The organism is Micromonospora sp. DT41, assembly GCF_049841715.1.
In the GTDB taxonomy this organism is placed as follows: Bacteria; Actinomycetota; Actinomycetes; order Mycobacteriales; family Micromonosporaceae; genus Micromonospora; species Micromonospora profundi.
The window spans coordinates 123594-147552 of record NZ_JBNCKU010000015.1 but is presented as its reverse complement, the minus strand read 5'-3'; the positions used below and the strand labels follow the sequence as shown (position 1 = coordinate 147552).

The window sequence follows — 23959 nt, the reverse complement described above, 5'->3', positions numbered from 1 at the left end:
ACCCATGGGGAGTGGTACACCTCGGGTCAGTACTCACTCGGACCGGTCGACAGCCGCCTGGTCCTCGGCCGCTGGTAACAACTACAGCGGCACCGGATGAATCGGCCCGGACGGGCCGGACGCCACTGGCGTCCGGCCCGTCCGGTGCTCCATACCGTCGCCGGTGCTACGAGAGGAGTCCGGTAGATCCTCCCCGGGCCGACGACCCGGGAGCCGGCTCAATCCCGGTCGGGGGCCGCGATCTCCCGTAGCTGGCCGTCGGCCAGCCGCAACCAGCGCTGCACGCCGATCTCGGCGAGGAACCGTTCGTCGTGGCTGACCACCACGAACGCCCCCTGGTACGCCGACAGCGCGCTCTCCACCTGCGCCACGCTCACGAGGTCCAGGTTGTTTGTCGGCTCGTCGAGCAGCAGCAGTTGCGGTGCCGGCTCGGCGCAGAGCACGCAGGCGAGCGTGGCGCGCAGCCGCTCGCCGCCGGAGAGCACCCCGACGGGCAGGTTCACCCGCGAGCCCCGGAACAGGAACCGGGCGAGCAGGTTCAAGCGCTTGGCGTCGGGCAGGCTCGGCGCGTACGCGGCGAAGTTCTCCGCCACCGTACGGTCGAGGTCCAGCAGGTCCAGCCGCTGTGACAGGTACGCGATCCGCCCGTCGGCCCGGCGGATGTCACCTCCGGCGGGTTCGAGGTCGCCGTTGACGAGGCGCAGCAGTGTCGACTTGCCGACGCCGTTCGCCCCGGTGAGCGCGATCCGCTCCGGCCCCCGGATCACCAGATCGGCGCCGTCGCCACCGAACAGTTCCCGGTCGTCGAAGCGGGCCCGCATGCCCCGGCCGGAGAAGACAGTGCGACCACCCGGGACTGTGGTGTCCGGCAGGTCCACGACGATCCGGTCGTCCTCGCGTACCGCCCGGCCGGCCTCATCCAGGCGGGCCTTGGCCTGGCCGAGCCTGGCCGAGTGCGTCTCCTGCGCCCTGCCTGCCGACTCCTGCGCACTGCGCTTGAGCCCGCCGGCCACGATCCGGGCCAGCCCGGCGCTCTTCAGGTTCTTGGATGCGTTGCTGGCCCGCCGGTCGGCGCGTTCGCGGGCCTGCTGCATCTCGCGCTTCTCCCGCTTGACCTCCTGCTCGGCGTTGCGCAGGTTGCTCTCGGCGACCTCCCGCGCCGCCTGCACGGCCTCCGTGTACGCGGTGAAGTTGCCCCCGTACCAATTGATCTCGCCATGGTTCAGTTCGGCGATGCGGTCCATCCGGTCAAGCAGCTCCCGGTCGTGGCTTACCAGCAGCAGGCACCCGGTCCAGTCGGTGAGCACGTCGTACAGCTTGTGCCGGGCGTCCAGGTCGAGGTTGTTCGTGGGTTCGTCGAGCAGCAGCACGTCCGGGCGGCGCAGCAGTTGCGCCGCCAGGCCGAGGGAGACGACCTGACCGCCGCTGAGCGTGTGCAGCGGCCGGTCGAGCGACAGCTCGCCCAGGCCGAGGCGGTTCAGTTCGGCGCGGGTGCGCTCCTCGATGTCCCAGTCGTCGCCGATGGTGGCGAAGTGTTCCTCGCTGGCGTCGCCGGCCTCGATGGCGTGCAGGGCGGCGATCCGCTCGGCCACACCGAGCACCTGCGCCACTGTCAGATCGCCGGCCAGGGGCAACGTCTGCGGGAGGTAGCCGAGCAGGCCGTCGACGGCGACGCTGCCGCCCGACGGCGTCAACTCCCCGGCGATCAGCCGCAAGAGGGTGCTCTTGCCGGCGCCGTTGGGCGCGACAAGCCCGGTGCGACCGCCCGGGACGGTGAAAGACAACTCCGAGAAGACCGGGGTGTCGTCCGGCCAGGAGAAGGACAGGTTCGAGCAGACGATGAACGCATCAGACATGCGAGTGACCTCGGAAGGTGGGGCGTGCCAGAGCCGCCCGACAACGACAGGGGACCGGTGAAGCGATATGGCCACGGCGGCTGCGCGGACGCGCGCCGAGCCGGTGGCCGAACATGTCCGGTATCACCCGGAGATGTCGTCGTCACCTGCCATGTCTGGTCTCCCTGGTCGTACCGCTAACCCAACGCGGCCGAGTCTAACAACGGATCGGACCTGCTGCCTGAGACCAAGTTGTATAGGCTGAGCTATAGTTTGCTCATGTCCCATGAGCCGCCACGCCGTTGGGCGATCAGGACGACCACGGACGTCCGCGACTGGTTGCGATCCCTGCGCCTGACGGACCCGGCGACCTATCGGTCGGTCAACGTGGCGATCGACATGCTTGCTGAAACCGGCCCAGGCCTAGGGCGGCCCCTGGTCGACACGCTCAGAGGGTCGAGCATCAGCAACCTCAAGGAACTCCGACCAAGGTCTGGAAGGGACGTCGCCGTTCGAGTGCTGTTCGTCTTCGATCCCTGGTCCCAGGCAGTGCTGTTGGTGGCCGGTAACAAGGCAGGGGATTGGAATCGATGGTACGAGAAAGCGATTCCGGTCGCTGAGATTGCGTACGAGGGCTGGCTTGCCTTCGAGAGGAAGCGGAGGGAGAGCTGATGAGCCAATTCCATGACTGGGACGACATCCGAGCTGACCTGCACGACGGAGACGATGAGGCGCTCGACGCAGAACGCGCCCGCACCGAGGCGTGGATCAACGCGTTCCATCTCGCCGAGGAGCGCAAGCGGCTGGGTCTGACCCAACGGCAGGTGGCCGAGCTGATGGGCGTCACGCCTGGCCGCGTGAGCCAGATCGAGAACGGCGACTTGGAGGCCAACGAGGTCGCGACGCTGAGCCGATACGCGCGTGCACTGGGAGCGCGGATGCGGATCATCTTCGACTACGGTGACGACCTCCGTCAGATCGCCTGACCTGTCGGTCACCGGGGGCGGTATTCGACCTCGGGGCGGCCGGGGGTGCCGTAGCGAGGGCTGCGGACCACCCGGTCGATGGTCGCGAGGTATTCCAGGTAGCGGCGGGCGGTCACCCGGGAGATCCCGGTCAACGCGCTGACCTCCGTCGCCGACAGCCCCGCCCGCGTGCGGGTCCCGTCGAGCAGTGCGCCGCGTACCCGGTCGAGGGTCTGCGCGTCGAGCCCCTTGGGCAGGCTGTGCCCGGCGGTGCCGCGCAGGGTGGCGAACATCTGGTCCACCTCGTGCTGGGCGGCGACCTCGCCGTCGGCGAGGGCCTGCGCGCGGTAGTCGGCGTAGCGTTCCAGCTTGTCGCGGAACGCCGCGAACGTGAACGGCTTGAGCAGGTAGTGCGTCACCCCGAGGGACACCGCCGTGCGCACCACCGCGAGGTCCCGCGCGGACGTCACCGCCAGCACGTCCACGCTGCTGCCCGCGGCCCGCAGCGCCCGGCAGACGTCCAGGCCGTGCAGATCGGGCAGCCGAAAATCGAGGAGTACGAGGTCCACGTCGTCGCCGCCCGCGCGCAGGGCCGCCATCGCCGCCTGCGCGGTGTGCGCCACCCCGACGACCACAAAACCGGGAACCCGTTCGGTGTACGCGCTATGCGCCTCGGCCAGCAGCGGCTCGTCCTCGACGACAAGCACCCGGATGGCGGTCATCGGCGTGCCCCGACGACAGGCATCCGGACTGTGAAGAGGCTGCCGCCGTCGTCGGAGCGGCCCACCTCGTAGCGGCCACCGTGTCGGCGTACCACCTGACCGACAAGCGCCAGGCCGAGACCCCGGCCGGTGCTCTTCGTGGACCAGCCGCGGCGGAACGCGTCCGCGACCCGCTCGGGGGCCAGTCCGGGGCCGCTGTCGGCGACCCGTACCACCAACTCGTCGTCGACCTCGCCGACGAAGACCCGCACCCGGCGCGGCGCGGGTGTGCCGGCCACCGCCTCCAGGGCGTTGTCGACAAGGTTGCCGACAACTGTCAGCAGGTCACCGGTCGGCAGGGGACTGTCGTCGAGGCGGCACTCCGGCTCGATCACCAGGTCCACCCCGCGCTCACTCGCCTGCGCCGACTTGCCGAGCAGCAGCGCGGCCAACGCCGGCTCGGTCACCGCGCCGACCACCCGGTCGGTCAGTTGCTGGGCGAGGGCCAGGTCGCGGGTGCCGAGCCGCACTGCCTCCTCGGTGCGACCCAGCTCCACAAGGGTCAGTACGGTGTGCAGCCTGTTCGCCGACTCGTGGGTCTGCGCCTGCAACGCCTCGGTCAGCGCCCGTACCGAATCCAGCTCACTGGCCAGCGTGCGCAGCTCGGTCTGGTCGCGCAGGGTCAGCACGGTGCCGAGCGCAGCACCCTCGAAGCGGGTGGTCCGCTGGTTGGCCACGAGCACCCGGTCACCGGCGAGAATCGGCTCGTCGCGGGCATCGCGCCCGGAGGCGAGCAGCTCGGCCACCGCAGGCGGCAGGTCGATCCCGGCGACCGGCTGGTCGGTCACCGGCGCGTCGGCGTCGAGCCCCAGCAGCCGGCGCCCCTCGTCGTTGACCAGGGCCACCCGCCGGTCGGTGGTCAGCACCACGAGACCCTCGCGTACCGAGTGCAGGACGGCGTCGTAGTACTCGTACATCCGGGTCATCTGCGCCGGGCCGAGGCCGTGTGTCTGGCGGCGCAGCCGGCGACTGAGCAGCCAAGAACCGGTCGCGGCGAGCGCGAGAGCCGGGACCGCCACACCGAACAGCACCGGCAGTTGGGCGAGCAGCTTACGGTCGATCGCTCGGGTGGTGATGCCCACCGATACGAGGCCGACGATGCGCCGCTGGTCGTCGTACACCGGAACGACAGCGCGCACCGACTCGCCGAGCATGCCGACGTTGGAGACGGTGAAGGGACGGCCCGCCAGGGCGGGCTCGATCTCCCCAACGAACGGCTGGCCGATCAACTCCCGGGTCGGGTGTGAGAAGCGGGTCCGGTCGGGGGCCATCACGACCACGAAGTCGGTGCCCGTCGCCAGTCGCGTCGATTCGGCGTACGGCTGGAGGATGCTTGCCGGGTCGGCGGTCGTGAGGGCCGCGCGGACGTCGGGGGAGCGCGCCACGGTCTGCGCCACCGACAGCACCTCCTCCTGCGCGGCCTGGCGGGAGTCGCTGCGGGCCAGCCAGACGGCGCCCGCCGCGCCGGCCAGCACGAGCAGCGTCACCACCACCGCCTGGAGGGCGAACAGTTGCCCCGCGATGCTCCACTGCCGTCGGGCCACCTCGCCACCTCCTCGGTGTCTCGCGGTGAACAGAATGACCGCAAGGCTGTCAACGGGTGAGACGCGCTTCACATTGTCGACATGGACACCACCGACTCCGCCACCGCACCGGCACCACCGGTCCGTCGGGACCGTACCCGCTACCTCTACCTGGCCGTCATCGTGGCCGTGCTGGCCGGCATCCTGGTCGGCCTCGTCGCTCCCGAGTTCGGCAAGGAGCTCAAGCCGATCGGCACCGGCTTCGTCAACCTGATCAAGATGATGATCAGCCCGGTCATCTTCTGCACCATCGTGCTCGGCGTCGGCTCCGTCCGGCAGGCCGCGAAGGTCGGCAAGGTCGGCGGCCTCGCCCTCGGCTACTTCCTCACCATGTCGACAGTCGCGCTCGCCATCGGCCTGGTGGTCGGCAACCTCCCACCCAGGCTCCGGCCTGGACCTGGGACCGGACCTCGCCGACGCGGGCAAGGCCGCCGCCGGTGACGAAGCCGGGAGTACGGCGGACTTCCTGCTCGGGATCATCCCGACCACGCTGCTGTCTGCGCTCACCGAGGGCGAGGTGCTCCAGACGCTGCTGGTCGCCCTGCTTGTCGGCTTCGCCGTGCAGGCCATGGGCCGGCGAGGTGAGCCCGTGCTCGGCGCGATCACCGTCATCCAGCGGGTGGTCTTCAAGGTTCTCGCCATGATCATGTGGTTGGCCCCGGTCGGCGCGTTCGGCGCCATGGCGGCAGTGGTCGGCGCTACCGGCGTGGACGCCCTCAAGAGCCTCGCGCAGATCATGCTGGGCTTCTACGCGACCTGCCTGATCTTCGTGCTGGTGGTCCTCGGCGCGCTGCTCTGGTTCATCGCCCGGATCTCGATCTTCTCGCTGCTGCGCTACCTGGGCCGGGAGTTCCTGCTGATCCTGTCGACCTCCTCGTCGGAGTCGGCGCTGCCCCGGCTCATCGCGAAGATGGAGCATTTCGGTGTGAGCAAGCCGGTCGTCGGCATCACGGTCCCCACCGGGTACTCGTTCAACCTGGACGGCACGGCCATCTACCTGACAATGGCGTCACTGTTCATCGCCGACGCGCTGGGCAAGCCGCTGTCGGTCGGCGAGCAGATCTCGCTGCTGCTCTTCATGATCATCGCTTCGAAGGGTGCCGCAGGAGTCACCGGCGCCGGGCTGGCGACGCTCGCCGGCGGGTTGCAGTCGCACCGCCCGGACCTCGTCGACGGCGTCGGGCTGATCGTCGGCATCGACCGGTTCATGTCCGAGGCGCGGGCGCTCACCAACTTCGCCGGCAACGCCGTGGCGACGGTGCTGGTGGGGACCTGGACCGGGGAGTTCGACCGGGAGCGGGCGGCCGGGGTGCTACGCGGCGACGACCCCTTCGACGAGGCGACAATGCTCGACGAGCACGACGACGAGGACGAGTCGGCGGCGCAGCGACCGGACGAGAAGTCGACCGTGCCAGCCGGCTCGCCAGCCTGAGACGCGGCTCGGGCGACCCCGGGGCGCGCGGGCCGACGCGCCAGCGCCCCGGGGCCACGAGCGGTACCGGGCACCCGCTGACAGCCTTGTCCAAACGATTCTCAGGCGACAGTACAGCGGAGTGCTTGACTGCTCAAATTCTTGGAGGTAATGTCGTCCATCAATCAAACAAACCTCCGAGAGGTGTCCCGTGCGATTGAAATCCATTGCCGTCTCGGCAATCATGGCAGGCCTCGTGGCCACTGCCCCCGCTGCTTCGGCGGCAGCTCAAGAGGCCTCCGACGAGGCGTGGCCGCCCGGAAACTGCCAGCCTGGCACATTCTGCGTCTGGCCCAACTGGGCATTTCCCGAGCCCGCTCCCGTGGAAACGCCGTCCCTTGTGACCAGCAACGAATGGTCAGGCAGCGTCCCGGCGCTGACGTACTACAACTACACGTCCCGAAACGTCGACATGGAATTCGTCTACACGTGGCCCGACGGCTCGACCACCACCCGTACGACCTGCGTCCCCCGTGGTGGCAACATCTTCTATGTGCCGATGGCGGTCACAAAGTTGACGTGGCACGCGGGCGCCTGCTCGGCCTGAGGTGCGCGCCCGGCGCCTGATCTGTTGACGACATCAGCGCGACAGTGCTGGGTGTCGGAGGTTCTTCCGTCGGCAACGAGCGGATCAGATGCGGACGGCATTGCGAGCCTGGGAACGCTTATAGTGCGGGCGGGATGTACGTGTCGGTAACATTGCGGTGGGCGATTGCGGCAGGTTGATAGGGAAGTTCGGGCGGAATCCCGGAAGTTCATTCCTGAGAGCACTTTGTGACAAACGCAACTGTCGCTTATCTACCGGCTCAAGGAATTGGGTGCGTAAACAACGCCCGGTACCTTCCTGACGTGCCTGATGCTCCTCGACAGTTGATCGCCGATCGTTACCGACTGGTACGCCCGCTCGGCCAGGGCGGGATGGGCCGCGTGTGGCAGGCCCGTGACGAGATGCTCGAGCGGGACGTGGCCATCAAGGAGCTGGTGGCCCCGCCCGGCCTGCCGGACGACGAGCGTCGGGAGATGCGCGAACGGTCGATGCGCGAGGCGCGGGCCGTCGCCCGGTTGGGCCATGTCAACGTGGTACGCGTGTTCGACGTGCTGTACTCCGGCGACGACCCGTGGATCGTGATGGAGCTTGTGCCGTCTCGGTCCCTGCACCAGGTCCTCGAAGCCGAGGGGCCGATGCCGGTGGCCCGCGCCGCGCGGATCGGGCTGGGCGTGCTCGATGCGCTGCGGGCAGCGCATCAGGCCGGTGTGCTGCACCGGGACGTCAAGCCCGCAAATGTGCTGCTCGCCGACGACGGTCGGGTGGTGCTCACCGACTTCGGGTTGGCCACCCTTCCCGGCGATCCGCGGGTGACCCAGACCGGGATGGTGCTCGGCTCACCCGCGTACCTCGCACCGGAGCGGGCCACCGACGGCGACGTCGGCCCGGCGGCAGACCTGTGGTCGCTCGGCGCCACCCTCTACGCGGCGGTCGAGGGCCGTACCCCGTACCAACGCTCGTCTCCGATGGCGATGCTTGCCGCGCTCGCCACCGAGATGCCCGCGCCGGCCCAGCGCGCCGGCCAGCTGGCCCCGCTCCTGGAAGGACTGCTGCGGCGGGAGCCGGATCAGCGGATCAGCGCCGAGGAGGCGGATCGTCTGCTGCGGCAGGCCGCCGACTCCGCCGACCCGACGAGCGAAGACGACCAGGCCGAGCAGCCTGGCCAGGTCGAGCAGGCTGACCCGGTCGAGCAGACCGGCCAGGTCGAGCAGGCTGGTCCGGGCGCCGGGGGCGGTCCGGGTGGCCCGCCGGGGCCGGCCACGCCGGTGGCGATGATCAACACCAGCGGCGGTACGCCCACGATGATCGTGCCCGAGTTCGTCACCGTCGAGTCCGGTCGGCCGGTCCAGCCGGAGGCCGCTCCGCCCGGCAGCGCGGCTCCTCGGCGTCGCGGCTGGCTTGTCGGCTCGATCGCCGCTGCCGTGCTGGCCGTGCTGCTGGCGAGCGCGTCGCTGCTGAACCTCGGGTTGCCCGGGGGACAGGGCCCGGCGGCGGCCCCGCCCGCCGAAGCCTCCCCTGTTGCCGAGGCGCCGGTCGCCAGGGTGCTGCCGCCGCCGCCCGCCGGGTGGCACTACCACCGCGACGATCCCCGCTTCCTCGTACCGGTGCCGGACGGCTGGCAGCCGCTGCGTGACGGTCAACGGGTCGAGTTCCGCGAGCCGGGCGGCAGCCGCCGGCTCGTCCTTGACGAACTCCGGCCGGTCCCCGCCGACCTGGTCGCGCAGTTGAAGGCGCGGGAGAAGTCGGAGCGTCGCCGGTACGCCGACTACCAGCGGGTCACGCTCGCCGCGCTCGATCATCACGTGCGGGCCGCCCAGTGGGAGTGGACGTACACCGATGCCGACGGCACGCCGCTGCGCGCGACGAGCTGGGCGTTCGTCGACCGCAACGGGCACGCGTACACCATCGGGTGGACCACCTCGGACGCCGAATGGGCGGCCAGCCGGGGGATTTTCGCGCTGGTCACCGATGGTTTCCAGGGTCTGCCGGTGACGGCCGGTCCGCCGTCCGGGACCGCCGCCGCCCCGCCGACCGCGGGTACGACGCAACCGTCGGCGAAGCCGGGCGGCGGCTCGACGGCCGCCGCAGGAAAGCCGGGGCAGCAACCCTCGTCGCCGGCGTCGCCGGCGCAGACCAGCGCTCCCGCCGGGAAGCAGATCGTCAGCTTCGCCAGCGGCCGGTGCATCGACATCCCGGAGGGCAAGGCCACCGCCGGTGCCCGACTCCACATCTGGGACTGCCACCGGACCGCCAAGCAACTCTGGACGTTCCCCGCCGACGGCACCGTCCGGTCGATGGGCAAGTGCCTGGACGTGGCCGGTCACTCGACGGCCGACGGCGCGGCCGTCCTGCTGGCCGACTGCACCGGCGCCGCGTCGCAGAAGTTCACCCTCAACGGGGCCCACGACCTGGTGAACGTCCGGGCGGACAGATGTGTCGACGTGCTCGACGGGAACCAGAACAACGGCGCGCGGTTGCAGATCTGGCAGTGCACGGGCAACGCCAACCAGAAGTGGCGGGCCAGCTGAGCGCTGACTCGGGACGCTCCGATGGTTACGGTCGTGGATGCCGAGGTGTCGCCCGGGCACCCTGCTCCTGGCGCTGCGGCTCAGCCTGGTCGCTCGGGGCACGCCTTATCGTGCGTCGCGATGAACGAATCGTCATTTCTTCCCCGTCTGATGTGAGTTCTACCGTCCACACGCGACGCGACGCGCCGATGTGAATCGGTCGGGACGCTGTGGATCCGATTGTTTCCGTATTCAGGGCCGGGTAGTTGATCTACGTGTCGGTAGCATTGCGCTGGGCGACAATGCGGGTGTCCATCGTGGATCCGATCGGCCGTCGATTCATCGTGTGACATACGTAACTGTCGGGTTTCGACGTGCCGCAGAAATTGGGCGTGCAATCACAGCCGGGTACGTTCCCTGTCGTGCCCGACGCCTCCCGACAGTTGATTGCCGATCGTTACCGGTTGGTCCGTCCGCTCGGTCAGGGCGGGATGGGTCGCGTGTGGCAGGCCCGAGACGAGATGCTTCGACGGGACGTGGCCATCAAGGAGTTGGTGGCGCCGCCCGGCCTGCGCGACGACGAACGCCGGGAGATGCGCGAACGGTCCATGCGCGAGGCGCGGGCCGTCGCCCAACTGGGCCATGTGAACGTGGTGCGCGTCTTCGACGTGCTGCACTCGGGCGACGACCCGTGGATCGTGATGGAACTCGTCCCGTCCCGGTCGCTGCACGAGGTGCTCGAAGCCGAGGGGCCGATGCCGGTGGCCCACGTCGCGCGGATCGGGCTGGGTGTGCTGGGTGCGCTGCGGGCGGCACATCGGGCCGGTGTGCTGCACCGGGACGTGAAACCGGCAAACGTGCTGCTCGCCCATGACGGTCGGGTGGTGCTGACCGACTTCGGGCTGGCCACGCTCCCGGGTGACCCGCGGATGACCCAGACCGGCATGGTGCTCGGCTCGCCGGCGTACCTCGCTCCCGAGCGGGCCACCGACGGCGAGGTCGGCCCGGCTGCCGACCTGTGGTCGCTCGGCGCCACCCTCTATGCGGCGGTCGAGGGGCGCACCCCCTACCAACGCTCGTCTCCGCTGGCGACGCTGGCGGCGCTCGCCACCGAGGCGCCACCGCCTCCGCAGCGGGCCGGTCACCTGACCCCGCTCCTGGAAGGGCTGCTGCGTCGGGACCCGGATCGGCGGATCAGCGCCGAGGAGGCCGATCGCCTCCTGCGGTACGCCGCAGACCAGGCCGACCCGTCCGCCCCGGTCGCGGCCGCGGGCCCGCAGGCCGCCGCGTCGGGACCGGCTGGGCCGTTCACACGGATCGACACCGGCGACGGTACGCCCCGATCGATCGTGCCCGAGTTCGTCACCTCCGGGTCCGGCAGGCCGGTCGACCCGTCGACCAGCCAGCCGGCGAGCGCCACGTCACCGCGTCCCGGCGCCACGACGGACTCGTCGCCGGTGGTTTCGGCTACGACGTCCGGGGCCATCCCGACCTCCCCGGCTGTCGAGGCCGTCGCGCCGCCGGAGAGTGCGGCCGGTCCGACCAGCGGCCCGGCACGTCGGCGTCGCGGTTGGCTGGTCGGCTCGATCGCTGCTGTCGTGCTGGTCGTGCTGGTCGTGAGTGTGTCGCTGTTGAGTGGCCGGCCATTCGGTGAGACGGCGGCGCCCGCCGCCGATTCCTCACCCGTCGCCGAGGAGCCGGTGTCCCAGGTGCTGCCGCCGCCATCGGCCGGCTGGCGCTACCACCGGGACGACCCTCGGTTCATGGTGCCGGTACCGGACGGGTGGCGGTCACAGCGCGTCGGCGGGGCTGTCGAATTCCACGAGCCGGGCGGTAGCCGGCGGTTCGTCCTCGACGAACTCCGGCCGATCCCCGCCGACCTGGTCGCCGAGTTGCGCACCCGGGAGAAGTCGGAACGTCAGCGGTACGCCAGTTACCAGCGGGTTCGGCTCGCCGCGCTGAAGTACCAGGTGCGGGCCGCCGAGTGGGAGTGGACGTACACCGATGCCGACGGCACGGCGATGCGCGCGTCGAGCCGCGTCTTCGTCGACCGCAACGGGCACGCGTACACGATCGGCTGGAGCACCTCGGACGCCGAGTGGTCGATCAGCCAAGGGGTCTTCGCGCTGATCACGGACGGCTTCCAGGGGCTGCCGCCACCCGGCGCCACGCCGTCCGGGTCGGCGAGTGCCCCGGCCGGAGGTGCGGGACGCCCGTCGCCCCGGCCGGGCAGCGGATCCACTGACGGTGCGGGGAAGCCCTCCGCGACGGCGGCGTCATCCAGTGCCCCGGTCCGGCCGGCCGGCACCAAGCAGATCGTCGGCCAGGAGAGCGGCCTCTGCCTCACCGGCGGCGAACGCGACGGCGTTCGGGCCACGATGCGCAAGTGCCAGGAGGTACGCAACCAGTGGTGGTCCTTCGCGTCCGACGGCACCGTCCGGGCGAACGGCCTCTGTCTGGACGTCGCCTGGGGTGAGAAGCGCGACGGCGCTCCCGTGCAGTCGGCCCACTGCACCGCAGTGCCCGCCCAGAAGTGGGAGTGGATCGAGAAGAATGGACGCGCTGCCCTCTTCAACCGGTACAGCGACAAGTGCCTGGACATCGACGGTCAGACGGCTGGCGCGCCGATGGTGACCTGGATCTGCGTGTCCAACCCGAAGCAGACGTTCAGCCAGCGCTAGCCCGGTCGGCAGCCGGAATTGCCGTACCAACCGGGCGAATCACAGCGAAAGCCGACGCGGCCGGGCAAGATGGTCAACCGGGAGACAGGAGCGTGGCGACGAACCCGGGGGAGCAGGCGTGGTCGGAACCAGCCTCCTGGACCGACTGCGCCACCGACCGGACAGCAGAGCCGTCCTGGGGCGCGCGGCACGGCTGACCCTCGTGGCGTCCGTCGTCTTCTACTCCTGCCGGTACGGTGCGGGAAGTCCGGTGCTCGCCACGTACGGCCTGTTCGGGGTGATCGCCGCCGGATCGTTCGCCCGGTTGCCCGGCCCGGCGTCGCAGCGGGCGCGGATCCTGCTCCTGTCGCTGCCGGTGGTGTGGGCCCTGATCGTGGCGGGCTCGCTGCTGGCGTGGAGCACCTGGGCGGCTGCCGGCGGGATGCTCGTCGTCGGGTTCGTGGTGGCGTTCGCCGGCGTCGGCAACCCGCGCCTCGTGGGGCTGGCCAGCGCCTTCCAGCTCTTCTACATCCTGGCGTCCTTTCCGCCGTACCAGCCGGACACACTCCCGCAGCGCCTCGGCGGGGTCACCTTCGCCGTCGTGCTGCTCGCCGTGGCCGAGGTGCTGCTCTGGCCCGATCCGGTGCCCGTGTCGTACCGGCAGCGGCTCACCAGCGCGGCGGACGGCGTCGCGGCCTTCCTCGACGACACCGCCGACACGCTCACCGGCCTGGCCGGTGGTCAGGGCGGCTTGCGCGAGCGGGCGTACGACGCGGTGGCCGCGCTCGACCTGGCCCGCAACCCGCCGGAGTGGGCGCCGACGGCGGCGGGGGCGCAGGACCGGGGGTTGCGGACCTGCGCTGCGGCGTTGCGGGAGGTGCTTGCCGAGGCGGAGCGGCTGGCGGCGGACGCGCCGGCGGAGCCGATCCCGGACCTGGACGCCGCGCGGCTGCTGCACGCCTGCGCCGCGACGACCCGGGCCGCCGGCCGCGACCTCGCGCCGGGTGCCCCGCCGGTCGACCTCGGTGACCTGGACGCCGCGATCGGGCGGGCCGAGACGGCGTACCCCGGTGGTGCCGGTCGCGTCGCGGCGGACGTGGCCCGTCTGTGTCGGGACGCGACAGCGCTGGCCCTCGCGGACAGCGCGCGGGTCTTCGCCGTCGGCACGCGGGTGGCGGTCGGTGCGCGGCCCGACGGTGGGGACGCCTATGCGGGGCTGTTCGAGTACGCGCACCGCCGACCGTGGACGCTGTACCGGCGGCAGTTCCTCGCCCACCTGGCACCCCGGTCCGCTCCTCTGCACAGCTCGCTGCGGCTCGCCGTGGCGCTTGCCGTCGCCCGGGTGGCCGCCGGCGTCCTGAACCTCACCCACGGGTTCTGGGTCCTGCTGGCAACCCTCACCGTCCTGCGGACGTCGGCGGTGGACACCCGCGTCGCGTTGCGGCCCGCAGTGCTGGGCACCGTCGTCGGCGCGGTGGTCAGCGGCCTGGTGATGTTCGCCGTCAACGACCCGGTCGTGTACGCCGTCGTCCTGCCGATCACCCTCATCCTGGCGTTCGGCGCCGGTGGCCTGCTGGGTCCGCTCTGGCAGCAGGCTCTGTTCACGGTGCTGCTGACCGTCGTCTTCGCCCAGCTCAGCTCCGAGGGGTGGCGGCTGGCCGAGACCCGCCTTGTCGACGTCCTGCTCGGTGCCGTGATCGGCGTGCTCGCCGGCGTCGCGCTGTGGCCGCGCGGGGCGAGCCGCGACCTTCGGCGCAACGCCGCCGGCTACCTGCGGGCCAGCGGGAACGCTGTCGAGCGGACCGTCGAGGCGGTGCTCGGCTCAGCAGCCCATCCCGGCCCGGCCATCGATGAGGTGCGCCGACGGATGATCCTCGTCGACTCGTCGTACTGCCAGTTCCGCTCCGAGCGCCACGACCCGGGCAGGCAGCCGGTGAGCTGGGACATCGTCCTCAGCGCCGGGCACCACGTGGTGCCCGGCGCCGAGTCGCTGCTGCGCCGAAACCCGCCCGGCTGCCTGGCCGGCTGGCCCGAGGCCGCGGCACTGCTGCGGGACACGGCACGGCACCTGCATTCGGCGTACGGGGACCTGGCCGGCGCTGTGGCACACGACCGGGTTGCGGCCCCGATGCCTGCCCCGGGTGACTGTGTGGACGAGCTGAATCGGGTCCGTCCACTGCTCGGGGCAGCCGACCCTGCCTCGGTGCGGCACCTGGTGGAGGTCTACAGGTGGCTCGCCGGCCTCGCCGCCAGTCTGGCCCGGACGCGCCCGAGCACCTCCGTCGGATCGCACGCGCGGTGAGCGCGCCGCAGGCCGCCTCTCGCCGATTGGCCATGCCCGACCGGCGACTGCGCGCCTAGCGTCAGGACATGGAGATCGAGCAGGCGCAGCAGTTGTGGAAGCCGGAGCCCGGCTGGTTGAACACCGCCTCCTACGGGCTGCCGCCCGAACCGGCGTGGACGGACCTTCAGGAGGCCCTCGCCGCGTGGCGCGTCGGCGGCACGTCCTGGGAGGGCTGGGGCGACTCCGTGCAGCGCTCCCGCACCGTGTTCGCCGGTCTCATCGGCGTGCCGGACAGCGACGTGGCCGTCGGCGTCACCGTCTCCCAGCTACTCGCCCCGGTCGCGGCGGCACTGCGCCCGGGGGCGACGGTGGTGGTGCCCGAGGTGGAGTTCACCTCGAACCTCTTCCCGTGGCTGGTGCAGGAGGAGCGCGGCGTCACGGTCCGCACCGTGCCCCTGGACAGGGTTGTCGACGCGATCGACGCCGACACCGACCTGGTCGCGTTCAGCCTCGTGCAGTCCGCCGACGGGTCCATCGCGGCGTACGACGAGATCGTGGCGGCGGCCCGCGCACACGACGCGCTTGTGGTGGTGGACGCAACCCAGGCGTGCGGGTGGCTGCCGTTCGACGGGAGCCGCGCCGACGTGGTGGTGGTGGGTGGCTACAAGTGGCTGATGAACCCGCGCGGCACCGCGTACGCCTATCTGGCCCCCGCCCTGCGCGACCGGCTGCGCCCCGACGCCGCGGGCTGGTACGCGGGCCGTGACCCACACGCCTCCTACTACGGCCCGCCCCTGCGGCTTGCCGACGACGCCCGCCGGTTCGACATCTCGCCGGCCTGGTTCAGCTGGGTCGGCGCGGCACCCGCCCTGGAGGTGGTCGCCGACATCGGCGTGCCGGCGATCCAGGCGCACAACGTGGCGCTGGCCAACCGGTTCCTGACCGGGCTGGGCCGGCCAGCGGGTGCCAGCGCCATCGTCAGCGTCGACGTGCCCGGCGCGGAGGAACGCCTGGCCGCGGCCGGCATCCGGGCGGCGGTCCGCGCCGGACGGGTGCGCGCCTCGTTCCACATCTACTCCACCGAGGCCGACGTGGACGCGGCACTCACCGCGTTGACGGGCTGATCCAGGTCAGGCGAGATGACCGCCGATCTTCGTGTAGCCCCGCAGCAGGTCCCGCGAGATGATCAGGCGCTGCATCTCGTCGGTGCCCTCGAAGATCCGGTACAGGCGGACCTGCCGGTACCAGCGCTCGATGGGAAGTTCCCGGGTGTAGCCCATGCCGCCGTGGATCTGGAGCACCCGGTCGACCACCCGGTTGACCATGCCCGCGCCGTACAGCTTGCCCATCGACGAGGCGTGCCGGGGGTCCAGGCCCTGGTCGACGGTCCAGGCCGAGCGCAGCACCAGCCAGCGGGCCGCCTCCAACTCGGTCTCCGAGTCGGCGATCATCCACTGGATGGCCTGGTTGGTGCCGATCTTCGCGCCGAAGGTCTCCCGGGTGTTGGCGTAGTCGATGGCCATCTGCAGGGCCCGCTCGGCGATGCCGATGGCGTGCGACGGAATGGTGTAGCGGCCCTTGCCGATCCATTCCATGCCCAGCGTGAAGCCCTGCCCGATCTCACCGAGGATGTTGCGGTGCGGCACGCGTACGCCGTCGAAGATCAGCGACGCCGGGCCGCCCTCGCCCATGGTCTGGATGAACTCCGACCGCCAGCCCATCGTCCGGTCGACCAGGAACGCGGTGGCACCTCCGTTGCGGGCGCCCTTCTCCCGGTCGGTCACCGCGACGACGATCGCGAAGTCGGCGTCGTGGCCGCCGGTGATGAATGTCTTCTCGCCGTCGAGGATCCAGTCGTCGCCGTCGCGGCGGGCGGAGAACCTGATGTTCGCCGCGTCCGAGCCGGCCCCCGGCTCGGTGATCGCGAAGCAGGACCGTCGCTCGCCCTCGATCGTCGGGACGAGGAACTCCTGCTTCTGCTCCTCGGTGGCGTGGAACAGAATGTTGTCGGCCTCGCCGCCGAAGCGGAACGGCACGAACGTGCGACCCAGTTCCGTCCAGATCAACGACTGGAGCACCGCAGGAAGGTTCATGCCGCCGTACTCCTCGGGGGTGGCCAGGCCCCAGAAGCCGAACTTGCGCGCCTTGAGTTGCAGCTCGCGCACCTCGGAGTGGTCCAGGCCCGGCTGGTGTGCCCGCTCCCGGCGGAGCACCTCCGCCTCCAGCGGCATCACCTCGCGCTGGATGAACGACCGGACGGTGTCCCGTACCGCCCGCTCCTCGTCGGTGAGCGAAAAGTCCACGGTGATCCTCCTGGCGTGAGCGCTGGCGGTTTCCTCTAAACTAGCGCTGCAAGTTTTACCGCGTCCAGACCCCCGCGGCCGAGACACCCGAGGAGCGCAGTGCCCCGACCCCGCCAGCCCCGGCTCACCCGGCAGCTGATCGTCGAGACCGCCACCGCGCTCATCGACGCCGACGGGCTGCCGGCGTTCTCCACCCGCCGGCTCGCCGCCGAGCTGGGCGTGCGCGGCCCGTCGCTCTACAACCACTTCGCCACAAAGGACGAGATCCTCGACGCGGTCGCCGACACGGTCATCGGCGTGGTCGACACCAGCGGCTTCGCCAGCCGGGACTGGGTCGCCGCGCTGCGCGAGTGGGCCTGGTCGTACCGGCGGGCGCTCACCGCGCACCCGAACATCGTGCCGTACCTCGCGCAGGGTCCGGGCCGGCGACCGGCCGCCCTGGCCATGGCCGACGCGGTCTACGGCGGACTGGTACGCGCCGGGTGGCCGCCGGCGCGGGCCACCCACATCGGGGCGGCGGTGCGGTACTTCGTGGCCGGGTCGGCGCTCGGTTCCTTCGCCCGGGGCTTCGTCGAGGACCCCGAGCTGTACGCCGCCCACTACCCCCACCTGAACCAGGCGCACCGGCTCGCCGAGCACCAGCAGAGCGTGGACGAGGGCGCCTTCGCCCTCGGCCTGGACGCGCTGCTGCACGGCCTCGCCGCCGAGTACGCCCGCAGCATCGCTCCCCTCGACCCGGTGGAGTCCGCCCGGCCCAGCGGGTAGCGTCCAAACTCCCAGCGCTAGTTTCAGCACCACCGCCCACCCCGAAGGGACGACATGGACCTCGCCGCCCCGCCCACGCAGCTGCCCGATGCCCTGCGCCTGCGGCGCCACATGCACATCGGCGGCGAGTGGACGTCCCCCGCCGGCACCGACGCGATCGACGTGGAGAACCCGAGCACCGGCGACCTCGTCGGGCAGGTGCCCGCCGGTACGGCCGCCGATGTGGACGCCGCCGTCGCCGCTGCCCGCGCCGCCTTCCCGGGCTGGGCAGCCACCGCACCCGCCGAACGATCCGCGCACCTCGACCGGCTGCACACGGCGCTCGCCGCGCGCGCCGACGACCTCGCCCGCACCATCGCCGTCGAGCTGGGCGCACCGCTCAAGCTCGCGACCCGGGTGCAGGTCGCGCTGCCGCTGACAGTCCTGCGCGACCATGTCGCCCTCGCCGCCCGCCCTCCGGTCGAGGAGAGCATCGGCAACTCCCTCGTCGTCCGCGAACCAGTAGGCGTCGTCGGCGCGATCACCCCGTGGAACTATCCGCTGCAGCAGGTGATGGCCAAGCTGGCGCCCGCGCTGGCCGCCGGCTGCACCGTGGTGCTCAAGCCCAGCGAGCTGACCCCGCTGACGGCGTACCTGCTCTTCGACGCCGTCACCGAGGCAGGGCTCCCACCGGGTGTGCTCAACCTGGTGCCGGGCACCGGCGCGGTCGTCGGCGAGGCGCTCGCCGGGCACCCAGACGTCGACCTGGTGTCGTTCACCGGTTCGACAGTGACCGGAAAGAGGGTCATGCAACTCGCCGCCGACCGGATCGCCCAGGTCGCGCTGGAGCTGGGCGGCAAGTCCGCCAACGTGATCCTTCCCGACGCCGACCTGGCCACCGCCGTCAAGGTCGGGGTCGGCAACGCCCTGCTCAACTCCGGCCAGACCTGCACGGCGTGGACCCGGATGCTCGTGCACCGCGACCGCTACGACGAGGCGTTGGAACTGATCGCCACGGCGGTGGCCGGCTACCGGCTCGGTGACCCGTTCGACCCGTCCACCCGGCTCGGTCCACTGGTCTCCGCCGCCCAGGTCGAGCGGGTCCGCGGTCACGTCGAGCGGGCACTGGCCGACGGCGCTCGGCTGGTCGCCGGAGGCCTCGACGCGCCGGTCCCCGCGCAGGGCCACTTCGTCGCACCGACAGTCTTCGCCGACGTCCACCCGGACAGCGCGCTCGCCCAGGAGGAGGTCTTCGGACCGGTGCTCGCCGTGATCCCGTTCGACGACACCGACGAGGCAGTGGCGATCGCCAACAACTCGAAGTACGGGCTGGCCGGCGCGGTGTGGTCCGCCGACCCCGACGCGGCGCTCGCGGTGGCCCGACGACTGCGCACCGGCGCTGTCGACATCAACGGGGCGTCGTTCAACCCGCTCGCCCCGTTCGGCGGCTACAAGCAGTCCGGCCTGGGCCGGGAGTTGGGCGTGCACGGCCTCACCGAGTTCTGCGAGCTGAAGGCGATCCAGCGATGACCGGCCCCGAGCTGACCCCGGCCGCGCCAGCGGGAGGCCCCGAGTCGACCGCCGCGCCAGCAGGCGGCCCTGAGCCGGCGGCCGCGCCGGTCACCGTTCGCGCGCTTGTCGCGCGGGGAGCCGGCGCCGAGCTGCGGGTCGAGCGCGTACGCCTGCCCGCGCCCGGCCCCGGTGAGGTGCGGGTGACGATCGCCGCGGCCGGTGTCTGTCACTCCGATCTGTCCATGGTGAACGGCACGCTGGCCGCGAGGTTCCCGCTGGTGCTCGGCCACGAGGCGACAGGTGTGGTGGCCGAGGCGGGGCCGGGCAGCCAGCTGGAGGTCGGCACGCCAGTGGTGCTCAACTGGGCGCCCGCCTGCCGGACGTGCTGGTGGTGCCGGCACGACCAGCCGTGGCTGTGCGCCGCCAACACCGCTCCGACGGTGCAGCGCGGCACGACCGACGACGGCGAACCGGTACACCTCACCCTCGGCCTCGGCGCGCTCGCCGAGGCGGTGGTGGTGCCCGAGAGCGCCGTCATCGCCATCCCCGCCGGGTTGCCTGCGGAGCGGGCCGCCCTGCTCGGCTGTGCGGTGCTGACCGGCGTCGGCGCTGTCCGCAACACCGCCCGGGTGGCGCCGGGCGAGTCGGTGGCGGTCGTCGGGCTCGGCGGGGTCGGACTCGCGGTGCTCACCGCGGCCCGGCGGGCCGGTGCCACGACGATCCTCGCGGTCGACGTCGCCGAGTCGAAGCGGGAGTTGGCGCTCGCCGCCGGGGCCACCGACTTCCTGCTCTCCGACGACCGCCTCTCCAAGGAGGTACGGGCGCGCACCGAGGGGCGGGGCGTGGACCACTCCTTCGAGTGCGTCGGCCGTGCCGCCACCATCCGGGCTGCCTGGCGGCTCACCCGGCGCGGGGGAGCGGTGACGGTGGTCGGCATGGGCGCCAAGGACGACATGGTGAGCCTCGGCGCGCTGGACATCTTCCACTCCGCGCGGACGCTGCGCTCCTCCGTGTACGGCTCGTCCGACCCGGACCGCGAGGTGCCCGAGTTGGCCGGCGCGGCACTCGACGGGACGCTGGACCTGTCCCCGCTGGTCAGCGGGGTGGTCAGCCTCGACGAGGCGCCGGCGGCGTTCGACCGGTTGGCGCGGGGCGAAGGTGCCCGCTGGGTGGTCAGCCTCGACTGACCACCCGGCCGGCTGTCACTTGCCGGTGACGATGCCCGGGTTGATGCAGAGACCCGGATTGGCGCCGTTCTTCTCGGCGATCTCCAGGCAGCGGGTCACCTTGTCGACCTTCGCGTTGGTCTCGGTGATCTGCTTGGAGATGTCGGCGTTCTTGCGGTCCTGCTCCAGGTTGCGGGTCTGCGCCAGCTTGTCCTGGAACGCCTTGATGTTGCCCTCGGTCTTGTCGTCGTGGTTGACCCGGGTGATGGTCACCGAGAGGATGTCGACGTCCTCGGCGAGCCGACCCTCCGCGCTGCTCTTGATGTTCGCGGCGAACGGCTTCAGGTCGACGTTGAGGTTGCCGGTCTGCGCGTCGATCCGCTCCAGCGGGTTGTACGTGGCGAAGGCGTCGTTCACCGCGCTGTCGAGCTGCACTCCCACCCGCTGGCCCTGGAAGCTCACGAAGTCTCCCTTGTAGTCCATGAACTGCTTCGGCGCGTTCTCCGGCTTGACCTGCCACTCCACGAGCACCTCGACGCACGCGTCGGCGAGCGTGCCGGTGCGCACGCGTACGCAGTTGTTGCCGCCGATGTGGTCGTACTTCTGCCGGCCCGCGTCCCACTCGCCGACCTTCTGCCACGGTGCCACCCACTTCAGGCCCGAACCTGTCACCTCGCCGGTGGGCTTGCCGAAGCTGGTGACGATGCCGACCGAGCGGATGGGCACCGAGTGGGCACTGGAGGCGACGCTGATCAGCACTGTGACGGCGAGCAGGCCGAGCGCCGCCAGGGCGGCCGTCTGCTTCATCGCGTTCTTGGGTGCGACGAGTGCCAGGATGGCGCTGACCGCCATTGCGATGGCGAAGATGATCGCCATGGTGAAGCCGACAGGCATGGGGTGGGGACCTTTCGTTGGGCCGTGTTGATCATCAACATAAGGGGCCCGGTCAAGCCGGCCGTGCCCCGCTGGCCTGCGTGCTCGCTGCGCGCCGCCGGTAAATTCCGCGACGGCGCATCCACCGCGCGTCGTTTCAGCGAACCCCGGATGGAGAACACCGCCTACCCGGGGGTACGTCTGGTGCTGACCGATCCGATGCCGGCGGATGCCGTGGAGACCGCGCACAAGCGCGTCCGGCTGGCCACCGAGGACCTGGACGACAACCGTGTCGCCACGGTGCTGCTGGAGATGGCCGAAGCCTGGGGCGTACCGGCGCTCTGGGAGCAGGTCTGCCGCCCGCTGCTCGCTCAACTGCCGGGGCGTACGCCCGCCGAGATCGCCACCGAGCACGCCCTGTGCGAGGGTGTGCGGGTCGGGTTGGACGTGTACCGCAGGCAGCCCGGCCGGTCATTTCCCACCGGCGGGGTGCTGCTTGCCGGTGCCGAACAGGAGGCGCACTGTCTCGGCCTGCACGCGCTCGCCGCCGCGCTGCGCGAGCACCGCCGCGGCTGCCTGCATCTCGGCCCCGCGCTGCCCTGGCCCGCGCTGACCAGCGCGGTCCACCGGGCCAACCCGCACACCGTCGTGCTCTGGTCGCAGACGCCTGTCACCGGCCGCGCGTACCGTCTGGTGCGCTTCGCCCGCGACTTCCCGCGCCTGCGGGTGTACGGCGCCGGGCCGGGCTGGATCGAGCCGCTCGCCGCGCCGGCGGCCCACCTGGGTACGTTGCCGGCGGCGGTCGCCGCCTGCCTGGAGAAGCCGCGGGCGCGCTGATGTCGTGCCGGCGCGACGGCGATGGCGTCGCGCCGGTGAACTTTCTGCCCGCCTCGGACGGTCAGCGCGGAGGTCGGGCCCGGTCGGTCCACGTCCTTTGCTCTGCTTCAACCCGCGCAACGTTTTTGGGGCGTAACTGTTGCGTGGGTTGAAGCAGTGCAAAGGATGCGAAGGGCTACCTCCAGGGACGGCACTGGGTGGGGGCGATCCGGGCTGGTGACGCCGGTCACATACGATACGGAGCCGTTCCGTATCGAAAATTCGGCGCCTACGCTGTCCCAGTTACGAGTCTGGCCCGTATCGTATTGCGCGACGGGTGAACCGGGGGGAGAACCGGGCATGGAGCTACACAACAACACGGGACATCCGAGGAGGTGGGCGATCCTGGGGGTGCTGGTGATCAGCCTCCTCGTCGTCGTCCTCGACAACACGATCCTCAACGTCGCACTGCGCACCCTGGCCGACCCGGTGCACGGCCTCGGCGCCACCCAGGGCGAGCTGGAGTGGTCCATCAACTCCTACACGCTCGTCTTCGCCGGGCTGCTGTTCACCTTCGGGGTGCTCGGCGACCGATCCGGCCGCAAGCGCTTCCTGATGATCGGTCTGGTGCTGTTCGGGCTGGCGTCGCTGCTCTCGGCGTACGCCCAGAGCCCCGGTCAGCTGATCGCGGCCCGCGCCCTGATGGGGATCGGCGGCGCGGCCATCATGCCTGTCACGCTGTCGATCATCTCCAACGTCTTCGACCCGCGCGAGCGTGGCCGGGCCATCGGCGTGTGGGCCGGCGCGGTCGGGCTCGCGGTGGCGATCGGCCCGATCCTCGGCGGCGCGCTGCTGGAGCACTTCTGGTGGGGCTCGGTCTTCCTGATCAACGTCCCGGTGGTGGCCGCCGGCGTGGTCCTGGTCGCGTTGCTGGTCCCCGAGTCGCGTGACCCGCGTCCCGGCCGGGTCGACCTGCTCGGCGTCGTGCTCTCAGTGGTCGGCCTGGTCGCTCTCTCCTACGGCATCATCGACGGCGGCGAACACGGCTTCGGTCGGCCGGTGGCCTGGGGATCCATCCTGGTGGGCCTCGCCGTGCTGGTTTGGTTCGTGCAGCACGAGCGGCGCAGCGACCACCCGTCGCTTGACGTCCGGCTGTTCAAGGTGCCCCGGTTCGCCGCGCCGGTGGCCATCGTCGGCCTGGTGTTCTTCGCCGCCATGGGCGTGATGTTCTTCAGCTCGTTCTACCTGCAACTGGTGCGCGGCTACAGCCCGCTGCAGACCGGCCTGCTCTTCCTGCCCTTCGCAGGAGCTCAGCTGATCTTCGCGCCGCGCAGCGCCGCCATGGTCCGCCGCTACGGCGGGCGGGCCGTCGCCACCGTCGGGCTGGGGCTGACAGTGGTGTCCCTCGCCGCGTTCGCCTTCATCGGCGCGTCAACCCCGATCTGGATCGTCCTTGTCGTCTTCTTCGTCCAGGGCGTCGGAATGGCCAACATCATGCCTCCGGCCACCGAGTCGATCATGTCGGCGCTGCCCCGGGAGAAGGCAGGTGTCGGCTCCGCGGTGAGCAACACCGTCCGCCAGGTGGCCGGTGCGCTCGGCGTGGCAGTCCTCGGCTCGGTGCTCTCGGCGGTCTACCGCAGCGATGTGGGCGACGCGCTGACCGGCCTGCCGCCACAGGCCCGCGACGCGGCCAACGAGTCGATCTCCGGTGCGTACGCCGCAGCCGGGCAGCTCGGCCCGGCGGCGCCGACGCTGATCTCGGCGGCCAACGACGCCTTCGTGACCGCCATGCACTGGGCGGCCGGCCTCTCCGCTGTGGTCGCGGCGCTCGGCATGCTCGTGGTGCTGCGCTGGATGCCGGGCCGCAACGCCATGACCGACGCCACGACGGCACCCGTCGCCGAACCCGAGTTGGCCGGAACGGCGTAGGTC

At 71.2% G+C, this 23959-nt stretch carries 19 protein-coding genes; 14 read left to right on the top strand and 5 right to left on the bottom strand.

Features of this window, described 5'->3' with window-relative positions; translation table 11 throughout:
- Nucleotides 1–218: 218 nt before the first annotated feature.
- Nucleotides 219–1856: a ribosomal protection-like ABC-F family protein gene (abc-f, locus tag ACLQ23_RS25145; RefSeq protein ID WP_425881197.1), complete on the bottom strand. Its 1638-nt coding sequence runs from the start codon at nt 1854–1856 to the stop codon at nt 219–221.
- Nucleotides 1857–2114: 258 nt separating this feature from the next.
- On the opposite strand from abc-f, the gene ACLQ23_RS25140 reads away from it, so the two are divergent.
- Together ACLQ23_RS25140 and ACLQ23_RS25135 are read left to right on the top strand one after the other, a co-directional pair.
- The gene (locus ACLQ23_RS25140) at nt 2115–2507 is read left to right on the top strand and encodes a type II toxin-antitoxin system RelE/ParE family toxin (protein WP_355597618.1); all 393 of its coding nucleotides are present in this window, start codon (nt 2115–2117) and stop codon (nt 2505–2507) included.
- Nucleotides 2507–2821 carry a transcriptional regulator gene (locus tag ACLQ23_RS25135; protein ID WP_355597616.1) on the top strand — a complete coding sequence of 105 codons (315 nt, stop codon included), beginning with the start codon at nt 2507–2509 and terminating at the stop codon, nt 2819–2821. Before ACLQ23_RS25140 ends, ACLQ23_RS25135 begins: the two co-directional genes overlap by 1 nt.
- A gap of 8 nt (nt 2822–2829) precedes the next feature.
- On the opposite strand, the gene ACLQ23_RS25130 is transcribed toward ACLQ23_RS25135, so the two are convergent.
- Together ACLQ23_RS25130 and ACLQ23_RS25125 are read right to left on the bottom strand one after the other, a co-directional pair.
- Nucleotides 2830–3522 carry a response regulator gene (locus tag ACLQ23_RS25130; RefSeq protein ID WP_355597614.1) on the bottom strand — a complete coding sequence of 231 codons (693 nt, stop codon included), beginning with the start codon at nt 3520–3522 and terminating at the stop codon, nt 2830–2832.
- Nucleotides 3519–5105 (bottom strand): ATP-binding protein, encoded by a 1587-nt coding sequence (locus ACLQ23_RS25125; RefSeq protein WP_425881196.1) that lies wholly within the window; start codon nt 5103–5105, stop codon nt 3519–3521. The genes ACLQ23_RS25130 and ACLQ23_RS25125 overlap by 4 nt, the downstream gene beginning before the upstream one ends.
- A gap of 81 nt (nt 5106–5186) precedes the next feature.
- On the opposite strand from ACLQ23_RS25125, the gene ACLQ23_RS25120 reads away from it, so the two are divergent.
- From ACLQ23_RS25120 to ACLQ23_RS25090, 7 genes are all read left to right on the top strand, one after another.
- The gene (locus ACLQ23_RS25120; RefSeq protein WP_425881195.1) at nt 5187–5585 is read left to right on the top strand and encodes a cation:dicarboxylate symporter family transporter; all 399 of its coding nucleotides are present in this window, start codon (nt 5187–5189) and stop codon (nt 5583–5585) included.
- Nucleotides 5536–6576 carry a cation:dicarboxylate symporter family transporter gene (locus ACLQ23_RS25115; RefSeq protein WP_425881201.1) on the top strand — a complete coding sequence of 347 codons (1041 nt, stop codon included), beginning with the start codon at nt 5536–5538 and terminating at the stop codon, nt 6574–6576. Before ACLQ23_RS25120 ends, ACLQ23_RS25115 begins: the two co-directional genes overlap by 50 nt.
- A 379-nt stretch (nt 6577–6955) precedes the next feature.
- On the top strand, nt 6956–7162 hold the full coding sequence (locus tag ACLQ23_RS25110; protein WP_355632150.1) for a hypothetical protein: 207 nt from the start codon (nt 6956–6958) through the stop codon (nt 7160–7162).
- A gap of 302 nt (nt 7163–7464) precedes the next feature.
- Nucleotides 7465–9690 carry a protein kinase domain-containing protein gene (locus tag ACLQ23_RS25105; RefSeq protein ID WP_425881194.1) on the top strand — a complete coding sequence of 742 codons (2226 nt, stop codon included), beginning with the start codon at nt 7465–7467 and terminating at the stop codon, nt 9688–9690.
- A gap of 401 nt (nt 9691–10091) precedes the next feature.
- Nucleotides 10092–12350 carry a protein kinase domain-containing protein gene (locus ACLQ23_RS25100; protein ID WP_425881193.1) on the top strand — a complete coding sequence of 753 codons (2259 nt, stop codon included), beginning with the start codon at nt 10092–10094 and terminating at the stop codon, nt 12348–12350.
- 118 nt (nt 12351–12468) lie between these two features.
- Nucleotides 12469–14631: an FUSC family protein gene (locus ACLQ23_RS25095; protein WP_425881192.1), complete on the top strand. Its 2163-nt coding sequence runs from the start codon at nt 12469–12471 to the stop codon at nt 14629–14631.
- Nucleotides 14632–14699: 68 nt separating this feature from the next.
- On the top strand, nt 14700–15737 hold the full coding sequence (locus ACLQ23_RS25090) for an aminotransferase class V-fold PLP-dependent enzyme (protein ID WP_425735848.1): 1038 nt from the start codon (nt 14700–14702) through the stop codon (nt 15735–15737).
- Nucleotides 15738–15743: 6 nt separating this feature from the next.
- On the opposite strand, the gene ACLQ23_RS25085 is transcribed toward ACLQ23_RS25090, so the two are convergent.
- On the bottom strand, nt 15744–16916 hold the full coding sequence (locus ACLQ23_RS25085) for an acyl-CoA dehydrogenase family protein (protein WP_355597584.1): 1173 nt from the start codon (nt 16914–16916) through the stop codon (nt 15744–15746).
- A 99-nt stretch (nt 16917–17015) separates the two neighbouring features.
- On the opposite strand from ACLQ23_RS25085, the gene ACLQ23_RS25080 reads away from it, so the two are divergent.
- Genes ACLQ23_RS25080 through ACLQ23_RS25070 form a run of 3 tightly spaced genes read left to right on the top strand, consistent with a single transcriptional unit; the run spans nt 17016 to nt 20359 of the window.
- Nucleotides 17016–17681: a TetR/AcrR family transcriptional regulator gene (locus ACLQ23_RS25080; RefSeq protein ID WP_355597582.1), complete on the top strand. Its 666-nt coding sequence runs from the start codon at nt 17016–17018 to the stop codon at nt 17679–17681.
- Nucleotides 17682–17735: 54 nt separating this feature from the next.
- Nucleotides 17736–19190, top strand: a complete 1455-nt coding sequence (locus ACLQ23_RS25075) for an aldehyde dehydrogenase family protein (RefSeq protein WP_425735847.1) — start codon at nt 17736–17738, stop codon at nt 19188–19190.
- Nucleotides 19187–20359 carry a zinc-binding dehydrogenase gene (locus ACLQ23_RS25070; protein WP_355597578.1) on the top strand — a complete coding sequence of 391 codons (1173 nt, stop codon included), beginning with the start codon at nt 19187–19189 and terminating at the stop codon, nt 20357–20359. The genes ACLQ23_RS25075 and ACLQ23_RS25070 overlap by 4 nt, the downstream gene beginning before the upstream one ends.
- A gap of 15 nt (nt 20360–20374) precedes the next feature.
- Here ACLQ23_RS25070 and ACLQ23_RS25065 read toward each other — a convergent pair whose 3' ends face one another.
- On the bottom strand, nt 20375–21232 hold the full coding sequence (locus tag ACLQ23_RS25065; protein WP_425735846.1) for an SPFH domain-containing protein: 858 nt from the start codon (nt 21230–21232) through the stop codon (nt 20375–20377).
- 24 nt (nt 21233–21256) lie between these two features.
- Between ACLQ23_RS25065 and ACLQ23_RS25060 the strand changes: the two genes are divergently transcribed.
- Together ACLQ23_RS25060 and ACLQ23_RS25055 are read left to right on the top strand one after the other, a co-directional pair.
- A complete protein-coding gene (locus tag ACLQ23_RS25060) occupies nt 21257–22048 on the top strand; it encodes a transcriptional regulator (protein ID WP_355597574.1) in 792 nt (263 codons plus the stop codon).
- Between the two features lie 339 nt (nt 22049–22387).
- Complete coding sequence (locus ACLQ23_RS25055) at nt 22388–23956, top strand: MFS transporter (RefSeq protein WP_355597572.1); 1569 nt, start codon at nt 22388–22390, stop codon at nt 23954–23956.
- Nucleotides 23957–23959: the final 3 nt, after the last annotated feature.

Excerpts from the sequence above, each read along its gene's own strand:
- abc-f (WP_425881197.1), bottom strand. The coding sequence starts at position 1,856 with ATGTCTGATGCGTTCATCGTCTGCTCGAACCTGTCCTTCTCCTGGCCG.
- ACLQ23_RS25140 (WP_355597618.1), top strand. The coding sequence starts at position 2,115 with ATGTCCCATGAGCCGCCACGCCGTTGGGCGATCAGGACGACCACGGAC.
- ACLQ23_RS25135 (WP_355597616.1), top strand. The coding sequence starts at position 2,507 with ATGAGCCAATTCCATGACTGGGACGACATCCGAGCTGACCTGCACGAC.
- ACLQ23_RS25130 (WP_355597614.1), bottom strand. The coding sequence starts at position 3,522 with ATGACCGCCATCCGGGTGCTTGTCGTCGAGGACGAGCCGCTGCTGGCC.
- ACLQ23_RS25120 (WP_425881195.1), top strand. The coding sequence starts at position 5,187 with ATGGACACCACCGACTCCGCCACCGCACCGGCACCACCGGTCCGTCGG.
- ACLQ23_RS25090 (WP_425735848.1), top strand. The coding sequence starts at position 14,700 with ATGGAGATCGAGCAGGCGCAGCAGTTGTGGAAGCCGGAGCCCGGCTGG.
- ACLQ23_RS25075 (WP_425735847.1), top strand. The coding sequence starts at position 17,736 with ATGGACCTCGCCGCCCCGCCCACGCAGCTGCCCGATGCCCTGCGCCTG.
- ACLQ23_RS25070 (WP_355597578.1), top strand. The coding sequence starts at position 19,187 with ATGACCGGCCCCGAGCTGACCCCGGCCGCGCCAGCGGGAGGCCCCGAG.
- ACLQ23_RS25065 (WP_425735846.1), bottom strand. The coding sequence starts at position 21,232 with ATGCCTGTCGGCTTCACCATGGCGATCATCTTCGCCATCGCAATGGCG.
- ACLQ23_RS25055 (WP_355597572.1), top strand. The coding sequence starts at position 22,388 with ATGGAGCTACACAACAACACGGGACATCCGAGGAGGTGGGCGATCCTG.